The sequence below is a fragment of the Streptococcus entericus DSM 14446 genome (assembly GCF_000380025.1).
GTDB lineage: Bacteria > Bacillota > Bacilli > Lactobacillales > Streptococcaceae > Streptococcus > Streptococcus entericus.
In genome coordinates this window covers 144,188-159,946 of sequence record NZ_KB904167.1, presented here as the reverse complement: position 1 = coordinate 159,946, position 15,759 = coordinate 144,188, and the positions used below count along the sequence as shown (strand labels likewise).

The following is a 15,759-nucleotide window of genomic DNA, read 5'->3' as shown; positions in this document are numbered from 1 at the left end:
CCTCCTAAGAGCGAATGAGTATCGACAGTTCTGTAAACGGTCTTGAGAAGAAATGGTCATAACAGTTACCTTTCAATCATACGGTAATAGATTCTACTGGTCAGTTTATAGATGGCAAAGTAGAACACGATAACGCCTAGGATAACGAGCCCGCTGACGGTATAAATTAACACGGACGAATCAACAGCGAAAAGTGCCAACATCTGTTTCAGCATGGTCAGAGCTAGTAAGAAATGAAGCACAGCAATGACCAAGGGCATAAAGAAGACCGTCAGAACTTGAGAGTTAATGGTGCTTTTGACGGCTTGACGAGACATCCCAACTTCCTGTAAAATCCGATAAGAACGCTTATCCTCGTGCCCTTCACTATACTGTTTGTAGTAAATAATCAGGGCAGCTCCAAGCAGAAAGGCGATGCCTAAGAGAAAACCGACAAAGAGGAAACCACCTGTAAACCCGATTGACGCTTCCTCAAACTCTTTACTCGTCAAGACAATTGCGATGAGTTCGCCATCAGGGGAAAGCAGCTCAGCATTGCTCGTCTTCAGCTCTTGTAGCTCTTCTTCTGTCAGGGTCATAAAGACCTGATAACGCGAATTAATGGACATTTCCAAACTCGTATGGGCTTGATAAAGAGCATCACGCACCTGAGCATTTTCCACCACAAGCAGAACCGATGAGACGGTATTAAGCAGGTCAGGATAGCGAGCTGTTTTAAGATTATCCTTAATCGTTAGCTGATGCCCCAGAAACTCAAAACTATCCAGCTGATTGGCGCCGTTGGGCTGGTAAAAATAGGCTTGACCAGGTGCCAAGTCGGCGACCTCATTACCAAACTTGCGAAAATCTTCTAAGCTAACCACATATAGATAGGATAAACTCAAGCCATTACCGTTTGACATCGCATCCGCTGTCGCCACAAACTGCCGCTCCTGCCCTAGCTGAACAGGAAACATGATCACTTGATAGTCAATGTAGGGTTTGTGCTCAGGCAGTTTATCCAACACATACTCTTGAAAATCGGCTCGCCCTTGCTCCTCCTCTTCAGCGACGAAACGTATTTGAGTATTGGTGCCATCGATGTAGAGACGATCCAGATTGCTTATCATGCCTGTGTGGAGGGCTACTGTGGTGGCAATGGTCACAAAGGACATGATTGCCAGCATGGTGATATTGGCTAACCCTGTCGCATGTTGTTTCATGCGGAAAATCATCTGACTGGTGGTGATGAAGTGCTCGGGCTGGTAGAAATAAGCCTTATTAGCTCGGCGATGTTTCAAAAACCAAGCGATAAAAGACATGTAAAAGAGGTAGGTACCGATGATGACTAAGATCACAGCGATAAAAAAGCGACCAAGCAGCAAGAGCCCTTCCGTTTGATGAGAGGTCAAGGACAAGGCGTAACCACCACCTAGGGCTAGCAGACTGAGCAAGGCTAAAAAAGCATTGCCCTTGGGCTCACGTTCACCACTTTCTGCCGACTGGAAAAGCACTAAGGGTGAGGAGGACCTGACCCTGATCCACCCGATCAGCATCAACAAGGCAAAAATCCCTGAAAAAATCATGCCGTTGGCCAGAAAACCCAGCGGTGAAAGGCTGAAATCAAGGTGGCTTCCTCTGACTAGGCGAATAAAGATGAGGTAAAACACATGGGCAAAACCGCTGCTCAACAGGCTCCCAAGGCCTAGGACAATGAGCAGGATGACGACCAGCTCCAAACTAGCGACAAGACCAATCTGTCTCTTGTTCATGCCTAGCATGTTATAAAGGCCGAACTCACGACTACGTTGCTTGAGGAGAACATTAAAACTATAAATGGCAACAATGACGGAAAAAAAGCTAAGAACAATTGTTGCTAAAGCCAATGTGAAGGTGCCTTGATGCATGGTCTTCACGATCGGACTAAATAACACCAGTAACGTTGACCCATTAAGCAAGTAGAGGACTAGATTAGCTAGGATAAATGGACCAAAGGCTTCTTTAACATTTTTGATGTTATTGAGCGCTAATTTTAGGTAAAACACCTTAATCACCTCCTAAAAGGGCTGACATGGAGAGAGAGATGTCCTTGGCAAAGTCATCATTGCTGCGTTGCCCTCGGTAAATCTGATGGAAGATCCTGCCGTCCTTGATAAAGAGCACCCGCTTGGCGTGGCTGGCAGCCTTGGCGGAGTGGGTCACCATGAGGATGGTTTGCCCATCACGGTTGATGGCTTCAAAGAGGTTAAGCAGGTCTTCTGAATTGCGGTAGTCCAACGCCGCAGTCGGCTCGTCCGCTAAAATCAACTGCGGATGGGTAATCAAACTTCTTGCAATCGCCACCCGCTGCTTCTGCCCACCGGACAGTTCAAAGGGGCGCTTGTCCAGCAGATCTGCGATTCGGAGCTTGGGAGCAAGGGGGGCAAGTCGGCTCTCCATCTCCTTGACTGCTGTCCGACTAAGCACCAGCGGCAGATAAATGTTGTCCCGCACCGACAGGGTGTCCAAGAGGTTAAAATCTTGAAAGACAAAGCCCAGATTGTTCAAGCGAAACTCAGAGAGCTTGCTGTCCTTAATCTGCGTGATGTCCTGACCATTCAGCACCACCTGTCCCTTGGTTGGCTTGTCCAGCGTCGCTAGAATATTGAGCAAGGTCGTCTTCCCAGACCCACTCTCCCCCATGATGGCGATAAACTCACCCTCCTCAACCGCAAAATCCACATCCTGCAGGGCACGAACTTCCGTTTTTGAAAATCGGGTTTTAAAAACCTTCTCCAGATGATTAACTTGTAGTAGCATAATGACACTCCTTTGTTTCTTGATACTCTTATTATACCCCACTCCCTTAGTCCGTGCGCTTACAGGATTGTAAGGTTTATTTTTGGGAAAATGGCAGAGCTTTACACAGGATTTTCAACTCATTGAAACCGCTCTATTTTTTTTGCGAAAGCTACTAAAACATGCTATAATAAAGCGACAACTAATCAAAGGAGATGATTATGGCTATAAATCCCAAAGTAATTAAAGGAGCTATAAAGGTTGGACAATTTGCTCTAGGTGCTGCACAGGCTCTTGAATTTGCTCAACCCCATGTCGAAAAAGCCCTCGACCGCCATCATGAACATAATAAAAAACTCATCACCGTTCCTCAGTTTATCGGAACAGACCTCGACCAAGCTAAAAATGCCCTTGAGAAATTAGGCTTTAACGTGGTGATTACCCTAGCCAAACCAGACAAACGTTGGGTAGATAAACGCCCCAATGAAGTTGTTGATATGCAACCAAAAGCCGGTCGTCTTCATCCTAACACTATTATCAACCTCTATTACGTTGACGCTGATATTATTGATCAAAGCGATGGAGAGGTTGACCTCCCTGTCCTTGCTGGTATGATGTTAGACGATGCGCTCGAGTTACTGGAGAAAAAAGGCTTTACCGCTTCCAAAGTCATCGCGGAGCCTCGTAAAGACTGGGCTAATAAAACAGTTGGTCTCGTTGTTGATAACGACCCTAAGCCGAACCTTTTGACCAAGGTGGCACAACAAGGAACTGTGATCCGTGTCTTTTACCTGACCGAGGAGGTCATCGCCCAGAGCCAGGCCCTCGTCGACAAGGACAAAGCTCAGCAAGAACAGCTTCAAAAAGTCATCTCAGACGGTCTAGGACAGGCTGGTAAACTGGTCGGTGACAACATCAATCAGTTAGGCAAGGTCGCAGATGATGCTGGCAGAGTGATTGGTGATATCGGCAAAAACCTCCAAAACTTCTTTAATCAGAAAAAATAGAAATCATAAAATTCCCTCGATGTCTTGCCACTTCGAGGGAATTTCTTTCTTCTTTTAAGATGATGTATTGTGATATGCCGTCAAAATTGCCAGACAATCACCATTTGAACTCAGACAAGCGTGTTAGAGAAGACCAAAACCAGTAGTGGCCTTGTTTCTTGTTGACAAAATTTGCTAAATCAACTAATTCTTTAGGGGCAGTTTTTCCCAGCTGATAGTAACGGATTTCAGCAGTTACCAACCTAGCCAACCGCACCGCTGCTAGATCAAGATTACCATCGTTTTGAATGGTTTTAGCGGTCTCAAGCAGACCTTGCTTAAGGTCATCTGTTATCTGGTGATTCAAATGATTGTAAGCAGTAGTGACGAGCTGAAAAAAGCGATCTTTATCAAGTGTTTTCGGCATTATTTACCTCTTCTAATCTTCATAAACTTTGTAAGATCCAAAGGTTGTTCCGATTGCTTGTTCTAAACAGCGATGCAGTTTAAGGAAGAAGATTTTTTGGAACATGCTTTTTCAAAATGCCCTCGTCCCGACCTTCTTCACTATCTAGGTCAAAATCATAAGCGTAAAAAATCATGCTATCATAGTAATGTGGCTCCCCAAAGGGAATGCTTTCCATGACAGAAAACCAAGACTCTCCAAATCCCGACGGAGCTGGTCAATCTTGCGACGACGCAGGGGCAAAAAGTCAGTTTTATCTGTCACACGTTGATTTTTACCGATGAATTGCAGATGGTAGTAACGTTGTTCTAAATCAATCGCCAAATCCACGCTGCGACCGTCACTATAGTGAGTTAAGAGATAAAATAGAGTGAATCGTACGTTTTAGCCATAATTGACTTCTTATCAGTTATTTTATACTGGTGTTAGGATATTTTACATAAAAACTTAGTCTAAAAGACCTTCAGCGATGAGACAGTTCACCACTCGAGCTTCTCGTTCAAACATCGTCCTATCATAAGGTGTCTCTCCTACCGAAAAATTCTTGTCAAGAACATCCTGAGCGGTCACAAAGACCAGACTATAGCCTTCTTCAGCTTCGTAACGATCCAGTTCTTGTGCTAATGTTTGGTCTTCAGCCTCACAGAGGTAATAAAAATTGTCCTGCACAAAACAGACAGACGAATCTTGATGACTTTTCAAACGGCGGTGCACATAGCCATAGGGGGTGATGCTGTTTGGTTTGATGATAAGTCCTGCTTCTTCCCTAGTCTCTCTCACTAGGGCATCAAGTGCCGTTTCGCCAGGCTCAATACCGCCACCTGGAAATTTATAATAATCGTAGCGCAGGCTGTGTAGCATGGCTAGTTTTTTATCGCAGATAATAATGCTGCGAGCAGAGTTTCTGACAAAAGTGCTGGTACAGTCCGCCCAGTCTCCTTTGTCCATGGTAAATAGCAGTCGCATAGTCTTCTCCTAAACGGTCAAAAAATGGTCCAAATCATTCAGTGCTCGCTCCGCAATTTTCTCATAGCGGGCTTTTTTATCGCGAATACGCTCGCCCTCCAGCTCCTTGATAATGCCAAAGTTGACATTCATGGGTTGGAAATGCTTGCTGTCGGCATGGGTCACATAGTAAGGCAAACTACCGATGGCAGTCGTCTCTGGGAAGATGACGGCTTCTTCGCCCTTGAACAGGCGAGCGGCGTTGATCCCTGCGACCAAACCTGAAGCAGCTGACTCGACATAGCCCTCAACGCCTGTCATTTGCCCAGCGAAAAAGACATTTGGGCGAAGCTTAGAGCGGAAGGTCTGCTCCAAGAGGGTCGGCGAATCCATATAGGAATTGCGGTGCATGACCCCATAGCGGACAATTTCGGCATTTTCCAGCCCTGGAATCATTTGGAAGACCCGCTTTTGCTCGCCCCACTTGAGGTGGGTCTGGAAACCAACGATATTGTAGAGGCTGCCAGCTGCATTGTCCTGACGGAGCTGGACAACGGCATAAGGGGTCTTGAAGTCGCCATCTCGAGGTCCCTCGTAGTCATCAGGATACTCCAAGCCCACTGGTTTCATTGGTCCATAGAGCATGGTCTTGATGCCCCGCTTGGCCATGACTTCGATGGGCATACAGCCCTCGAAGTACTTCTCCTTCTCAAAACTGTTGAGTGGCGCCTCTTCAGCAGTGACCAATGCTTCGTGGAAGGCTAGAAACTCCTCCTTAGTCATAGGGCAGTTGAGGTAGGCTGCCTCCCCCTTGTCGTAGCGGCTCTTGAGGTAGACCTTGCTCATGTCGATGGAGTTTTTATCGATAATAGGGGCTGCCGCGTCGTAGAAGTAAAAACCAGCACCACCATTAAGATCGTGAATCTTAGCCGCTAGGCTGTCGCTGGTCAATGGACCCGTCGCAATCACCGTGATGGCATCTGTCGGAATCTCCGTAATTTCTTCGCGAATGACCTCAATGAGAGGGTGGTTGGTCACTTCTGCTGTCACAAGAGCTGAAAAGCCCTCACGGTCAACCGCTAGTGCTCCACCGGCAGGCACACGGGTCGCTTCTGCTGCTCGCAGGATAACCGAGTCCAAACGGCGCATTTCTTCCTTGAGGAGCCCCACCGCGTTGGTCAAGCTGTCCCCACGCAGAGAGTTCGAGCAGACCAGCTCAGCAAAGTTGTCTGTCTTGTGCTGGGGCGTTGCCTTGACCCCACGCATTTCATAGAGCTTGACAGGAATGCCTCGCTTGGCAATCTGATAGGCCGCTTCAGCCCCCGCCAAGCCTGCTCCGATAACATTGATGTAGGTTGCTGTCATAATATTTTTCCGTTTCTAGTTATTATTTTCCTATTTTACCATTTTACCAAATTTTGGATAAGAAAAACAGCATCAGGTATTCAACACAGGTTAAGCACAGAAAAACAGAAGGCAAAATAGCCATCTGTTTTCAAAAATTCTATAGATTAAACTAATGATTTCTTGTGCGGTCAGAGAATATCCATCCTATCCTGCGATTATTCCGTCACACGTTGCAATCATTTATTTTCCAAATAAAATTCAAACCGATCGCCAACGTACTGACTACGAACGTACTCAAAAGGCTGACCATCAGTGAAATAAGACACTTGAGTCAGTGCCAAAATCGCATGTCCTTTGGTCACATCCAGATAGCTAGCTACCCGTTCGCTAGCCGTTTTGGCATAGATAGTCTGCTGGCTCTTGCCAATGGCATAGCCGTTTGCGGTTAAGGTTTGGAAAAAATGTTCCGTGATGTCCTTGCGGTCAACCCCCTTAATCAGCTTTTCAGGAATGCTCGCCACTTCATAAACTAAAGGTAAATTATCCGCGTAGCGTACCCGCTCCATACGAATGACTTGCTCACCAGCTGATAAGCCCAACTGCTGACACTCCGTCTCACTAGCAACCTTTCGTTGATAGGAAATTAAGCGACTGGATGGTAAACGCCCTTGTGAGGTCACGATTTCAGTGAAAGAAGTCGTCCCCCTCATCTTCTCCTGTACACGTCGGCTAGCAACATAAGTCCCAGATCCGACACGGCGCTCTAAAACACCTTCATCAACGAGTAAAGTGACCGCCTGACGCAAGGTCATCCGACTCACCCCAAATGCTTCTGCCAAATCACGTTCGCTAGGCAAACGATCACCAACAGACCACTTTCTCTCATCTACCTGTTTTTTCAACTCATCTCTGATGATCATATAAGCTGGTAACATGCTATCTCCTTACTTGCTAATTGGTATAGCTAGACACCTTTCATTATAACATAAATATTCCTAGAACAAACGTTCCAACTGATTTTATATATTTTACTACAAAAAAAGTGCTGTCTATGATAAAATAGAGAGGATAATTGCTTTTTGATAGAAAGGAAGCCCATGACCACTACTTCTACCCCAGATGTGCAAAAAATCATCGTTCTCGACTACGGTAGCCAGTACAACCAGCTGATCACTCGCCGTATCCGTGAGTTCGGTGTATTTTCGGAATTGCTTAGCCACAACATTTCTGCTGATGAGGTGCGTGCTATCAAGCCTATCGGTATCATCCTATCTGGTGGTCCAAACTCCGTTTACGAGGATGGCAGTTTTACCATCGACCCTGAGATTTTCGAGTTAGGCATTCCCATTCTCGGTATCTGCTACGGCATGCAGTTGATTACCCAAACCTTGGGGGGCAAGGTCATGCCTGCTAGGCAGGCTGGTCACCGTGAGTACGGGCAAGCGCCACTCCAGCACGACAAGACGTCCGCCCTCTTTGGCAATACGCCTGAGGAGCAGCTGGTGCTGATGAGCCACGGTGATGCGGTAACGGAAATCCCAGACAGGTTCGTCCGCACAGCCGTTTCTGCCGACTGTCCCTATGCCGCTATTGAAAATGACGACATCAAGGTTTACGGTATTCAATTCCATCCAGAGGTGCGCCATTCTGTCTACGGAAATGACATCCTGAAAAACTTTGCAGTTACCATCTGTGGAGCCCGTCAGGACTGGTCTATGGACAACTTCATTGACATGGCTATCGAGAACATCCGTGCCACTGTCGGTAACAAAAAAGTCTTACTTGGACTGTCTGGCGGCGTTGACTCCTCTGTCGTCGGGGTCCTCTTGCAACGTGCCATCGGTGACCAACTGACCTGTATCTTTGTCGATCATGGTCTGCTCCGAAAAGGTGAAGCTGACCAAGTCATGGACATGCTGGGTGGCAAGTTTGGACTGAAGATTATTAAAGCTGACGCTGCCAAACGCTTCCTCGATAAGTTGGCTGGTATTTCTGACCCAGAACAAAAACGTAAGATTATCGGCAACGAATTTGTCTATGTCTTTGATGATGAAGCTAGCAAGCTCAAGGATGTCAAGTTCCTCGCCCAAGGAACCCTCTACACGGATATCATCGAGTCTGGAACTGAAACGGCTCAGACCATCAAGAGCCACCACAACGTTGGCGGTCTACCCGAAGACATGCAGTTTGAGCTGATTGAACCCCTCAACACCCTCTTCAAAGATGAAGTCCGTGCCTTGGGAACCGCTCTTGGTATGCCTGATGAGATTGTCTGGCGGCAACCTTTCCCAGGACCAGGTCTTGCCATCCGTGTCATGGGGGAAATTACCGAGGAAAAACTGGAGACCGTCCGTGAATCTGATGCTATCCTGCGTGAGGAGATTGCTAAGGCTGGACTTGACCGCGACATCTGGCAGTATTTCACTGTCAATACAGGCGTTCGCTCCGTAGGTGTCATGGGAGATGGTCGAACCTACGACTACACTATCGCCATCCGTGCCATCACTTCCATCGACGGTATGACCGCTGACTTTGCTAAAATCCCGTGGGATGTCCTGCAAAAAATCTCTGTCCGCATCGTCAACGAAGTTGACCATGTCAACCGCATCGTCTACGACATCACCAGCAAACCACCTGCGACAGTTGAGTGGGAGTAAACTAGTCCTGTGGACTAGTTTAGCCTCTAACCCTAAAAAGCTGATACTAAGCTTAACTCTTTTGAACTAACAGCATTTTAACAACTGTATAAAATATTAAAAATGAGATAAAATGGTTTGAACTGTCTCCAAATTGTCTCCAAAAAGAAGTCCTCTAGGGCTTCTTTTTTTAATACTGATAAATTGTAAAATATAGTGCAACAAAAAACTCATAGCGTTTCTTTCGTGTAAACTGTAAGTAACCACACTACCAGAGCAAGAGGAAACCTATGAGCTACTCCCATGAACCATAAAAGAGCGACTAAAGATAGAGACTTATTTAGAATTAGGGTTGAAACCTAGTTAGATTGCTGGTAAACTAGGCGTTCATAAGTCTACCATCTCAAGAGAGTTAAAGCGGTGTCCGGTTACTTATTCTGCAAGCTTCGCACAGAAACAATATGACCAAAAGGCTAAGCAAAAGGGGAGAAAATCCTGCTTGACCCCTGAGTTGAAAGCGGAGATTGAGCAAGGTTTGAGAGCTTCTTGGTCTCCCGAACAGATTCATGTCGTTATCGGCTAGAAGAAAAGCCAATGGTCGCTTTTAAGACCATCTACAACTGGTTCTATGCTGGCTTGATCGACATAGAACTCAACGTCTTACGCCGCAAAGGAAAAAGCTTACAACCCAGAGAAACCCGTGGGAAATTTAGGATTGGAACACCAATTTCCAAACGTCCTAAAGAGGTTAAAAATCGTCAGACTTTCGGTCACTGGAAGCTAGATACGGAGGTAGCCTCCCGAGGCAAAAGTAAGGGCTGTTTAGCGACCTTTGTGGAGAGGAAAACACGCTTTTACCTGGCTTTCAAGATGCCAGATAGAACAGCTAAATCCATGTTTTTAGCCATCGAACAACTGTGTACCTTATTTCCCAAAGAAGCCTTTAAGACGTTTACTTCAGATAGAGGAAAGGAATTTGCCTGTTATCCCTTGGTGGAAAACTTAGACATTTCTTTTTACTTTGCGGATTCCTATTCGTCTTGGCAAAGAGGAAGCAATGAAAACGCCAATGGTTTACTGAGGGAATATTTCCCCAAGAAAACCGATTTGGCGGCTATTTCTGATGGACAATTGGCGAAAGCCCTATTTGACATCAATAACCGACCACGAAAATGTTTGGCTTACAGAACACCTTTTGAAGCACTATTGAACGAATCATGATAAGTGTTGCACTTATTCTTGCAATTTATCGAATACTAAAAATAAACATAAAAAACTAAAGTGAGCTTCGTTGAATTGAAACTCACTTTAGTTTATTTATTTTTTTATCAATTAGAACTCAATATCGCCAAACAAGTCAGCCATTGAGAAACCAGTTTGTGTTTCTGGTAATTCAAAGTCACGTTTTTGTTCACGACGTGGACGACGTGGGCGTGACTGACGTTTTTCACCATCTTCACCAGAACGTTCTTCACGAGCTGGACGCTCTTCAAGAGCTTTGATAGACAATGATACGCGCTCTGCTTCAGCATTAACTTCAAGAACTTTAACAGTTACTTCTTGACCAACTGAAAGAACTTCTTTTGGTTTTTCGATGCGTTTGTGTGAGATTTGTGACACGTGAACCAATCCGTCAATACCTGGTAACACTTCAACAAAAGCACCGAAGTCTGTCAAACGTTTCACTTGACCTTCAATCACATCACCAGCAGCAAGTTTTTGCTCAACGCCATCCCAAGGTCCAGGGGTTGTTGCTTTAAGTGACAATGACACACGACCAGCTTCTTCATCAATCGCCAAGACTTTAACATCAACTTCTTCACCAACAGTTACAACTGATTTTGGAGAAACGTTGCGCTCGTGTGACAATTCAGTCACGTGAATCAAACCGTCAACTCCTCCGAGTTCAACGAAGGCACCAAAGCTTGTTAAACGAGCAACCTTACCAGTAACAATTGAACCAACTTCCAGTTTAGAGAAGGCTTCTTGACGAGCTGCTGCCGTTGTTTCTTCAACAACATCACGACGTGACAAGATGAAACGGTTATCTGCAGCTGAAACTTCTTTAATTTTTGCGTCAAATTCTTGACCAACAAATTTTTCAGTGTTACGGATAAAGCGGCTGTCAATCATAGACGCTGGAATAAATCCACGAAGTCCTTCAAACTCAACTGAAAGACCACCCTTAACGGCGCGTGTCACTTTAACATTAACCACTTCACCTTCACGACCAATCAATTTGTCCCAAGCCTTACGAGCTTCCAAACGTTTTTTAGAGACGAGGAAAGTCACTGTATCAGTATCTTTACCTACAACTTGACGAAGAACAAGCACTTCGAGTGTTTCGCCAGCTTTAACAAGGTCGTTGATGTCTGCATTACGGTCATTTGTCAATTCACGGAGTGTCAAAACACCTTCAACACCTGTACCGCTAATGATAAGGTTAGCTTGACCATTATCAACCGTCAATACTTCAGCAGTGACAACATCACCTGGGTTCACTTCGCTAACACTGTTTAGCAAATCTTCAAATTCATTCATTCTAAAAAATCCTCCAACAAAAGCTAGCTCGCACTAACCTTTGACAACAAAAATATTTCTCTAGGTCGCTGAAAATCAGCTGGGCGAACCATGACCAAGACTGGGGTAGCTGGATTCGAACCAACGAGTGACGGAGTCAAAGTCCGTTGCCTTACCGCTTGGCTATACCCCAAAAAATGGGAAGAGAGGGATTCGAACCCCCGAACCCGAAGGAGCGGATTTACAGTCCGCCGCGTTTAGCCTCTTCGCTATCTTCCCATACAACAAGAATCAGTTTACCACAATTTCTTGTTGATTGCAAGCCTTTTAAGCTATTTTTTAGTGATTTAAGTTGTATTCTTCAACAATGTGTGTGATCGCCAAATCCAACGTTTTGAAAAAACTATCAACCTTATCATTTTTTAAGGTAGCAAATTTATTATCCAGCTCTGCAATGCGCCCAATGACACGTTTGCCAATAACGAGCTCAAACCCTTCAACTTGCTGTCCTTCAACAGTTACTTGAGCATCTGTAACCTGAACGTCAATTTTTTTATCCTTTTTACTCATGGTTGCACTTCCTTTCTAGGTTTATTTTACAGGAAAATAGCTGAGCTGACAAGCTTGATTAGTCCCTTCAACAGCCTATCTGCTCTGCTATTTCTCTAAGGCTTAATCAGTTGCCCACCAATGGCCTCAACATGCGCCAGACCGCCCATGTCATAGACGGTTGTAAAACCAGCGTCGCGCAAGATTTTTGCTGCCTGTGCTGAGCGAATGCCTTTGAGGCAGTGGACATAAATCGGCGTGTCCTTAGGCAGTTCTGGCAGTTTTCCGGCTTCCATATCTGTAATCGGAAAGCTCTCGGTGATACCAAAATTACCTGAGTCATACTCCTCTTTAGAGCGGACATCGTAGAAAACGGCTCCATCTGCAACAGCCTGCTCGACATCGGCAAAGCTAATCTGATGTTTCTGAGCATCAGGACCAGCCTTGCTCCAATCGATACTAGTTGTTGCCCGCTCTGTCTGTGCGGGTGCTGTCTGACTGGTCTGTTGATTAGCGCAGGCCGTCAGGCTTAGCCCTACCAAGGCTAGGAGAGATAATTTTTTCATAAAATACTCCGTTCATATTTCAGTAAAAATCTTGCCTCTTACGGAAGATGGAAGAAATCAGTTAGCTTAAAGGTCGCACCATCACAATTTCTTCATCATCTCCTTCAGAAGTTACTTGGAAACCAAGCGAGTCATAAAAGCGCCTAGCGGCTGGATTGTCAGCAGTGTAGCATAGCCGAACCTGCTGGTAACGACCGTCTGCTAGCATGACGTCAAAAACCTGTAACATGGCTTCATGCCCATAACCTCGTCCCTGGTATCTTTCGTCGATGAAAAATTGGCTAAGCTCATAGGTCTGACCTTTGGGGTAATCATAGTAGAGCACCATCCCGATAGGGATATCATCATGAAAAATGATGAACGCACGGCTATGTTCTGCGCGATAGGCATAAGCTCTGGCTAAAATCCTTTCACGAGGAGCAACGAAAGATAACTGATTAGCCGAAACGGCTAGGTCTACTCGCCAATTCTCAGGGGTAATCGTCTCTAAGCGAATCATGTTTGACCTCATTTTAGCATACTAGCTCTTGCCACGCCAACCTCTGAAATCGTGTCCGAGATGAAGCTGCCGTTGCTGGTGCGTTCGGACTGACCGAGCTCCGCTAGGTTGATAGTATAAGTCGTGCCTGATTGGTCCACCACCTGCAGGACCTCTGTCTGCTGACTGGTTTCTGTGCTGAACAAATCCAGCTCTGTGGCTTCTGACTGCACACTACCTGCCGCAAAGACACGGTGAGGTTTGGTCTTGAGCTCACGGAGGACTTGAAGGCCTCGACCTGCCCGCTTGGCGGTTGGAATATCTGCGACAGCCATCCGCTTGAGACTACCTCTCTGGGTCAAGAGGTACATGCTGCTACTGGTCACGACAAAGCTTGTGGCTATTTGGTCACCGTCCTTGAGGTTGATGGCCTTGACCCCTGCGGCCTTGCTGCCGATTACTGGGACTTCTTCGACGTTGAATCGCAAAGCGTAGCCATTGGTTGTCACGACCATGATGTCATCCAAGGCAACTGGCAAGAGGGACACCACACGGTCGGTGTCATCTTTGAGCTTGGCAAATTTGACTGACTTAGACTTGTAGGTCCGCCAAGGGGTAAACTCTTTTCGCTCTACCCGCTTGATTTGCCCTGACTGCGTGGTGGCAACGTAGGTTGTCGTGTCAAACTGATCAACAATCTCAGCATAAAGCACCTGCTCCTGCTGGTCAAAATTGGTCACTGTTTGGCTCAAGTGCTCTCCGATGTCCTTCCACTTGGTGTCCGTCAACTCATGGACAGGACGGTAGATGACATTGCCAAGGTCTGTGAAGACCAGCAGGTGCTGGGTCGTCTTGGCCTGTGCCAAGAAGATCAGCTCATCGTCTTCACGCTTGCCAATTTCCTCTACCGTAGAGGCAGAGAAGGAACGTGGACTAGTGCGCTTGAGGTAGCCTGCTCTGGTCACGCTGACATAGGTCTCCTCCTCAGCGATGAGGCTAGCTGTGTCAATCTCGATAGACTGAGCCTCTGCCTGCAGCTCTGACAGACGTGGACTGGCAAACTTTTTCTTGACATCACGGAGCTCTCGCTTCATCAGGTGGTACATGGTCTTCTCGTCACCGATGATGGCGGATAAAGTCGCAATCTGCTCACGCAAGCTCCTGTCCTCTTCTTCTAGGGTGACAATGTCCGTATTGGTCAGGCGATAGAGCTGGAGGGTCACGATAGCTTCTGCCTGCTCCTCGGTAAAGTCGTAGGAGACCCTGAGGTTTTCCTTAGCGTCAGCCTTGTTATCACTAGCACGGATGAGGGCAATGACCTCATCTAGGATAGATAGGACTCGAATCAACCCCTCAACAATGTGAAGTCGGCGCTCTGCTTTTTCCTTATCAAACCGAGATCGCGCAACGATGACCTCCCGCCTGTGGGCGATGTAGCTGGTCAATATCTTGGTCAAGCCAACCTGACGAGGGGTGAAGTTGTCAATGGCGACCATGTTAAAGTTATAGTTGATTTGCAGGTCGGTGTACTTGAGCAGGTAGTTGAGAATGATCTGGCTATCGGCGTCTTTCTTGAGCTCAATGGCAATCCGTAGGCCATCTCGGTCACTCTCATCACGCACCTCGGCGATTCCTGGCACCTTAGCATTGACACGTACGTCATCAATCTTTTTGACGAGGACAGCCTTATTGACCTCATAAGGAATCTCGGTGATGACGATTTGTTCCTTACCGCCCTTGAGGCTCTCGATAGCGGTTTTTGACCGCACCACGACCCGCCCTTTTCCAGTCTCGTAGGCCTTTTTAATCTCGTCCGCCCCTTGGATAATGCCCCCTGTCGGGAAGTCAGGTCCCGGCAGGAACTCCATGAGCTTGTCAACCGTGGCATTGGGGTGGTCAATCATGTAGACCACTGCGTCAATGACTTCAGCCAGATTGTGCGGTGGGATGTCCGTGGCATAACCAGCCGAAATCCCTGTTGCTCCATTGACCAGCAAGTTTGGAAAAGCTGCTGGCAGAACTGTCGGCTCTTTTTCGGTGTCGTCAAAGTTCCAAGCAAAGGGCACGGTTTTCTTGTCAATGTCATTGAGCAAGAAGCTGGACACCTCGGACAAACGTGCCTCCGTGTACCGCATAGCCGCTGGCGGATCTCCATCCATAGAACCGTTATTCCCGTGCATCTCGACTAAAATCTCACGGTTTTTCCAGTCCTGCGACATGCGGACCATGGCCTCATAGATAGAGCTGTCCCCGTGAGGGTGGAAATTCCCCATGATGTTTCCGACAGATTTCGCCGACTTGCGATAGCCCTTATCGTAGGTGTTGCCGTCCTTGTTCATGGAGTAGAGAATCCGCCGCTGCACGGGCTTTAGTCCGTCACGAATATCAGGCAAGGCTCGCTCTTGAATGATGTATTTGGAGTAGCGCCCAAAACGCTCTCCCATGATGTCCTCTAAGGACATGTGTTGAATGTTACTCATAGAAAGGTCCTATCTTTTTTATTTTTTAT

Annotated in this window: 14 protein-coding genes, 2 tRNA genes and 1 pseudogene; 3 read left to right on the top strand and 14 right to left on the bottom strand. The window is 46.6% G+C overall.

Features of this window, described 5'->3' with window-relative positions; all coding sequences use genetic code 11:
* Positions 1–65 precede the first annotated feature (65 nt).
* Positions 66–2,024: an ABC transporter permease gene (locus tag A3GW_RS0106040; RefSeq protein ID WP_026216621.1), complete on the bottom strand. Its 1,959-nt coding sequence runs from the start codon at positions 2,022–2,024 to the stop codon at positions 66–68.
* A 1-nt stretch (position 2,025) separates the two neighbouring features.
* Positions 2,026–2,778: an ABC transporter ATP-binding protein gene (locus A3GW_RS0106035; RefSeq protein ID WP_018368404.1), complete on the bottom strand. Its 753-nt coding sequence runs from the start codon at positions 2,776–2,778 to the stop codon at positions 2,026–2,028.
* A 200-nt stretch (positions 2,779–2,978) separates the two neighbouring features.
* Between A3GW_RS0106035 and A3GW_RS0106030 the strand changes: the two genes are divergently transcribed.
* A complete protein-coding gene (locus tag A3GW_RS0106030; protein WP_018368403.1) occupies positions 2,979–3,764 on the top strand; it encodes a PASTA domain-containing protein in 786 nt (261 codons plus the stop codon).
* A gap of 97 nt (positions 3,765–3,861) precedes the next feature.
* Here A3GW_RS0106030 and A3GW_RS0106025 read toward each other — a convergent pair whose 3' ends face one another.
* The 5 genes from A3GW_RS0106025 to A3GW_RS0106005 form a co-directional block, all read right to left on the bottom strand.
* Positions 3,862–4,170, bottom strand: coding sequence for a hypothetical protein (locus A3GW_RS0106025; protein WP_018368402.1), 309 nt, complete (start codon positions 4,168–4,170; stop codon positions 3,862–3,864).
* A 171-nt stretch (positions 4,171–4,341) separates the two neighbouring features.
* Complete coding sequence (locus A3GW_RS11480; RefSeq protein WP_083907120.1) at positions 4,342–4,539, bottom strand: hypothetical protein; 198 nt, start codon at positions 4,537–4,539, stop codon at positions 4,342–4,344.
* Between the two features lie 117 nt (positions 4,540–4,656).
* Positions 4,657–5,175 carry an NUDIX domain-containing protein gene (locus tag A3GW_RS0106015; RefSeq protein ID WP_018368400.1) on the bottom strand — a complete coding sequence of 173 codons (519 nt, stop codon included), beginning with the start codon at positions 5,173–5,175 and terminating at the stop codon, positions 4,657–4,659.
* Positions 5,176–5,184: 9 nt separating this feature from the next.
* The gene (trmFO, locus tag A3GW_RS0106010) at positions 5,185–6,519 is read right to left on the bottom strand and encodes a methylenetetrahydrofolate--tRNA-(uracil(54)-C(5))-methyltransferase (FADH(2)-oxidizing) TrmFO (protein WP_018368399.1); all 1,335 of its coding nucleotides are present in this window, start codon (positions 6,517–6,519) and stop codon (positions 5,185–5,187) included.
* Positions 6,520–6,737: 218 nt separating this feature from the next.
* Positions 6,738–7,436 (bottom strand): GntR family transcriptional regulator, encoded by a 699-nt coding sequence (locus tag A3GW_RS0106005; protein ID WP_018368398.1) that lies wholly within the window; start codon positions 7,434–7,436, stop codon positions 6,738–6,740.
* Between the two features lie 162 nt (positions 7,437–7,598).
* Between A3GW_RS0106005 and guaA the strand changes: the two genes are divergently transcribed.
* Complete coding sequence (gene guaA, locus A3GW_RS0106000) at positions 7,599–9,158, top strand: glutamine-hydrolyzing GMP synthase (protein WP_018368397.1); 1,560 nt, start codon at positions 7,599–7,601, stop codon at positions 9,156–9,158.
* A gap of 269 nt (positions 9,159–9,427) precedes the next feature.
* Positions 9,428–10,358, top strand: a pseudogene (locus tag A3GW_RS10890) (IS30 family transposase).
* A gap of 111 nt (positions 10,359–10,469) precedes the next feature.
* On the opposite strand, the gene rpsA reads toward A3GW_RS10890, so the two are convergent.
* From rpsA to parC, 7 genes are all read right to left on the bottom strand, one after another.
* Positions 10,470–11,678 (bottom strand): 30S ribosomal protein S1, encoded by a 1,209-nt coding sequence (rpsA, locus tag A3GW_RS0105985; RefSeq protein WP_018368395.1) that lies wholly within the window; start codon positions 11,676–11,678, stop codon positions 10,470–10,472.
* Positions 11,679–11,778: 100 nt separating this feature from the next.
* Positions 11,779–11,850, bottom strand: a tRNA-Gln gene (locus A3GW_RS0105980).
* A gap of 5 nt (positions 11,851–11,855) precedes the next feature.
* A tRNA-Tyr gene (locus A3GW_RS0105975) sits at positions 11,856–11,936 on the bottom strand.
* A 60-nt stretch (positions 11,937–11,996) separates the two neighbouring features.
* Positions 11,997–12,227 carry a DUF2969 domain-containing protein gene (locus tag A3GW_RS0105970; RefSeq protein ID WP_018368394.1) on the bottom strand — a complete coding sequence of 77 codons (231 nt, stop codon included), beginning with the start codon at positions 12,225–12,227 and terminating at the stop codon, positions 11,997–11,999.
* Positions 12,228–12,322: 95 nt separating this feature from the next.
* On the bottom strand, positions 12,323–12,772 hold the full coding sequence (locus A3GW_RS0105965) for a rhodanese-like domain-containing protein (RefSeq protein ID WP_018368393.1): 450 nt from the start codon (positions 12,770–12,772) through the stop codon (positions 12,323–12,325).
* Between the two features lie 61 nt (positions 12,773–12,833).
* Positions 12,834–13,271 (bottom strand): GNAT family N-acetyltransferase, encoded by a 438-nt coding sequence (locus A3GW_RS0105960; protein ID WP_018368392.1) that lies wholly within the window; start codon positions 13,269–13,271, stop codon positions 12,834–12,836.
* A gap of 8 nt (positions 13,272–13,279) precedes the next feature.
* Entirely contained in the window at positions 13,280–15,730 is a 2,451-nt protein-coding gene (gene parC / locus A3GW_RS0105955) for a DNA topoisomerase IV subunit A (RefSeq protein WP_018368391.1), read from the bottom strand.
* Between the last annotated feature and the right edge of the window lie 29 nt (positions 15,731–15,759).

Bases quoted from the DNA above. Each gene is read 5' to 3' on its own strand.
- A3GW_RS0106035 (WP_018368404.1), bottom strand. From the start codon at position 2,778: ATGCTACTACAAGTTAATCATCTGGAGAAGGTTTTTAAAACCCGATTT.
- A3GW_RS0106030 (WP_018368403.1), top strand. From the start codon at position 2,979: ATGGCTATAAATCCCAAAGTAATTAAAGGAGCTATAAAGGTTGGACAA.
- A3GW_RS0106025 (WP_018368402.1), bottom strand. From the start codon at position 4,170: ATGCCGAAAACACTTGATAAAGATCGCTTTTTTCAGCTCGTCACTACT.
- A3GW_RS0106015 (WP_018368400.1), bottom strand. From the start codon at position 5,175: ATGCGACTGCTATTTACCATGGACAAAGGAGACTGGGCGGACTGTACC.
- trmFO (WP_018368399.1), bottom strand. From the start codon at position 6,519: ATGACAGCAACCTACATCAATGTTATCGGAGCAGGCTTGGCGGGGGCT.
- A3GW_RS0106005 (WP_018368398.1), bottom strand. From the start codon at position 7,436: ATGTTACCAGCTTATATGATCATCAGAGATGAGTTGAAAAAACAGGTA.
- guaA (WP_018368397.1), top strand. From the start codon at position 7,599: ATGACCACTACTTCTACCCCAGATGTGCAAAAAATCATCGTTCTCGAC.
- rpsA (WP_018368395.1), bottom strand. From the start codon at position 11,678: ATGAATGAATTTGAAGATTTGCTAAACAGTGTTAGCGAAGTGAACCCA.
- A3GW_RS0105970 (WP_018368394.1), bottom strand. From the start codon at position 12,227: ATGAGTAAAAAGGATAAAAAAATTGACGTTCAGGTTACAGATGCTCAA.
- A3GW_RS0105965 (WP_018368393.1), bottom strand. From the start codon at position 12,772: ATGAAAAAATTATCTCTCCTAGCCTTGGTAGGGCTAAGCCTGACGGCC.
- A3GW_RS0105960 (WP_018368392.1), bottom strand. From the start codon at position 13,271: ATGATTCGCTTAGAGACGATTACCCCTGAGAATTGGCGAGTAGACCTA.
- parC (WP_018368391.1), bottom strand. From the start codon at position 15,730: ATGAGTAACATTCAACACATGTCCTTAGAGGACATCATGGGAGAGCGT.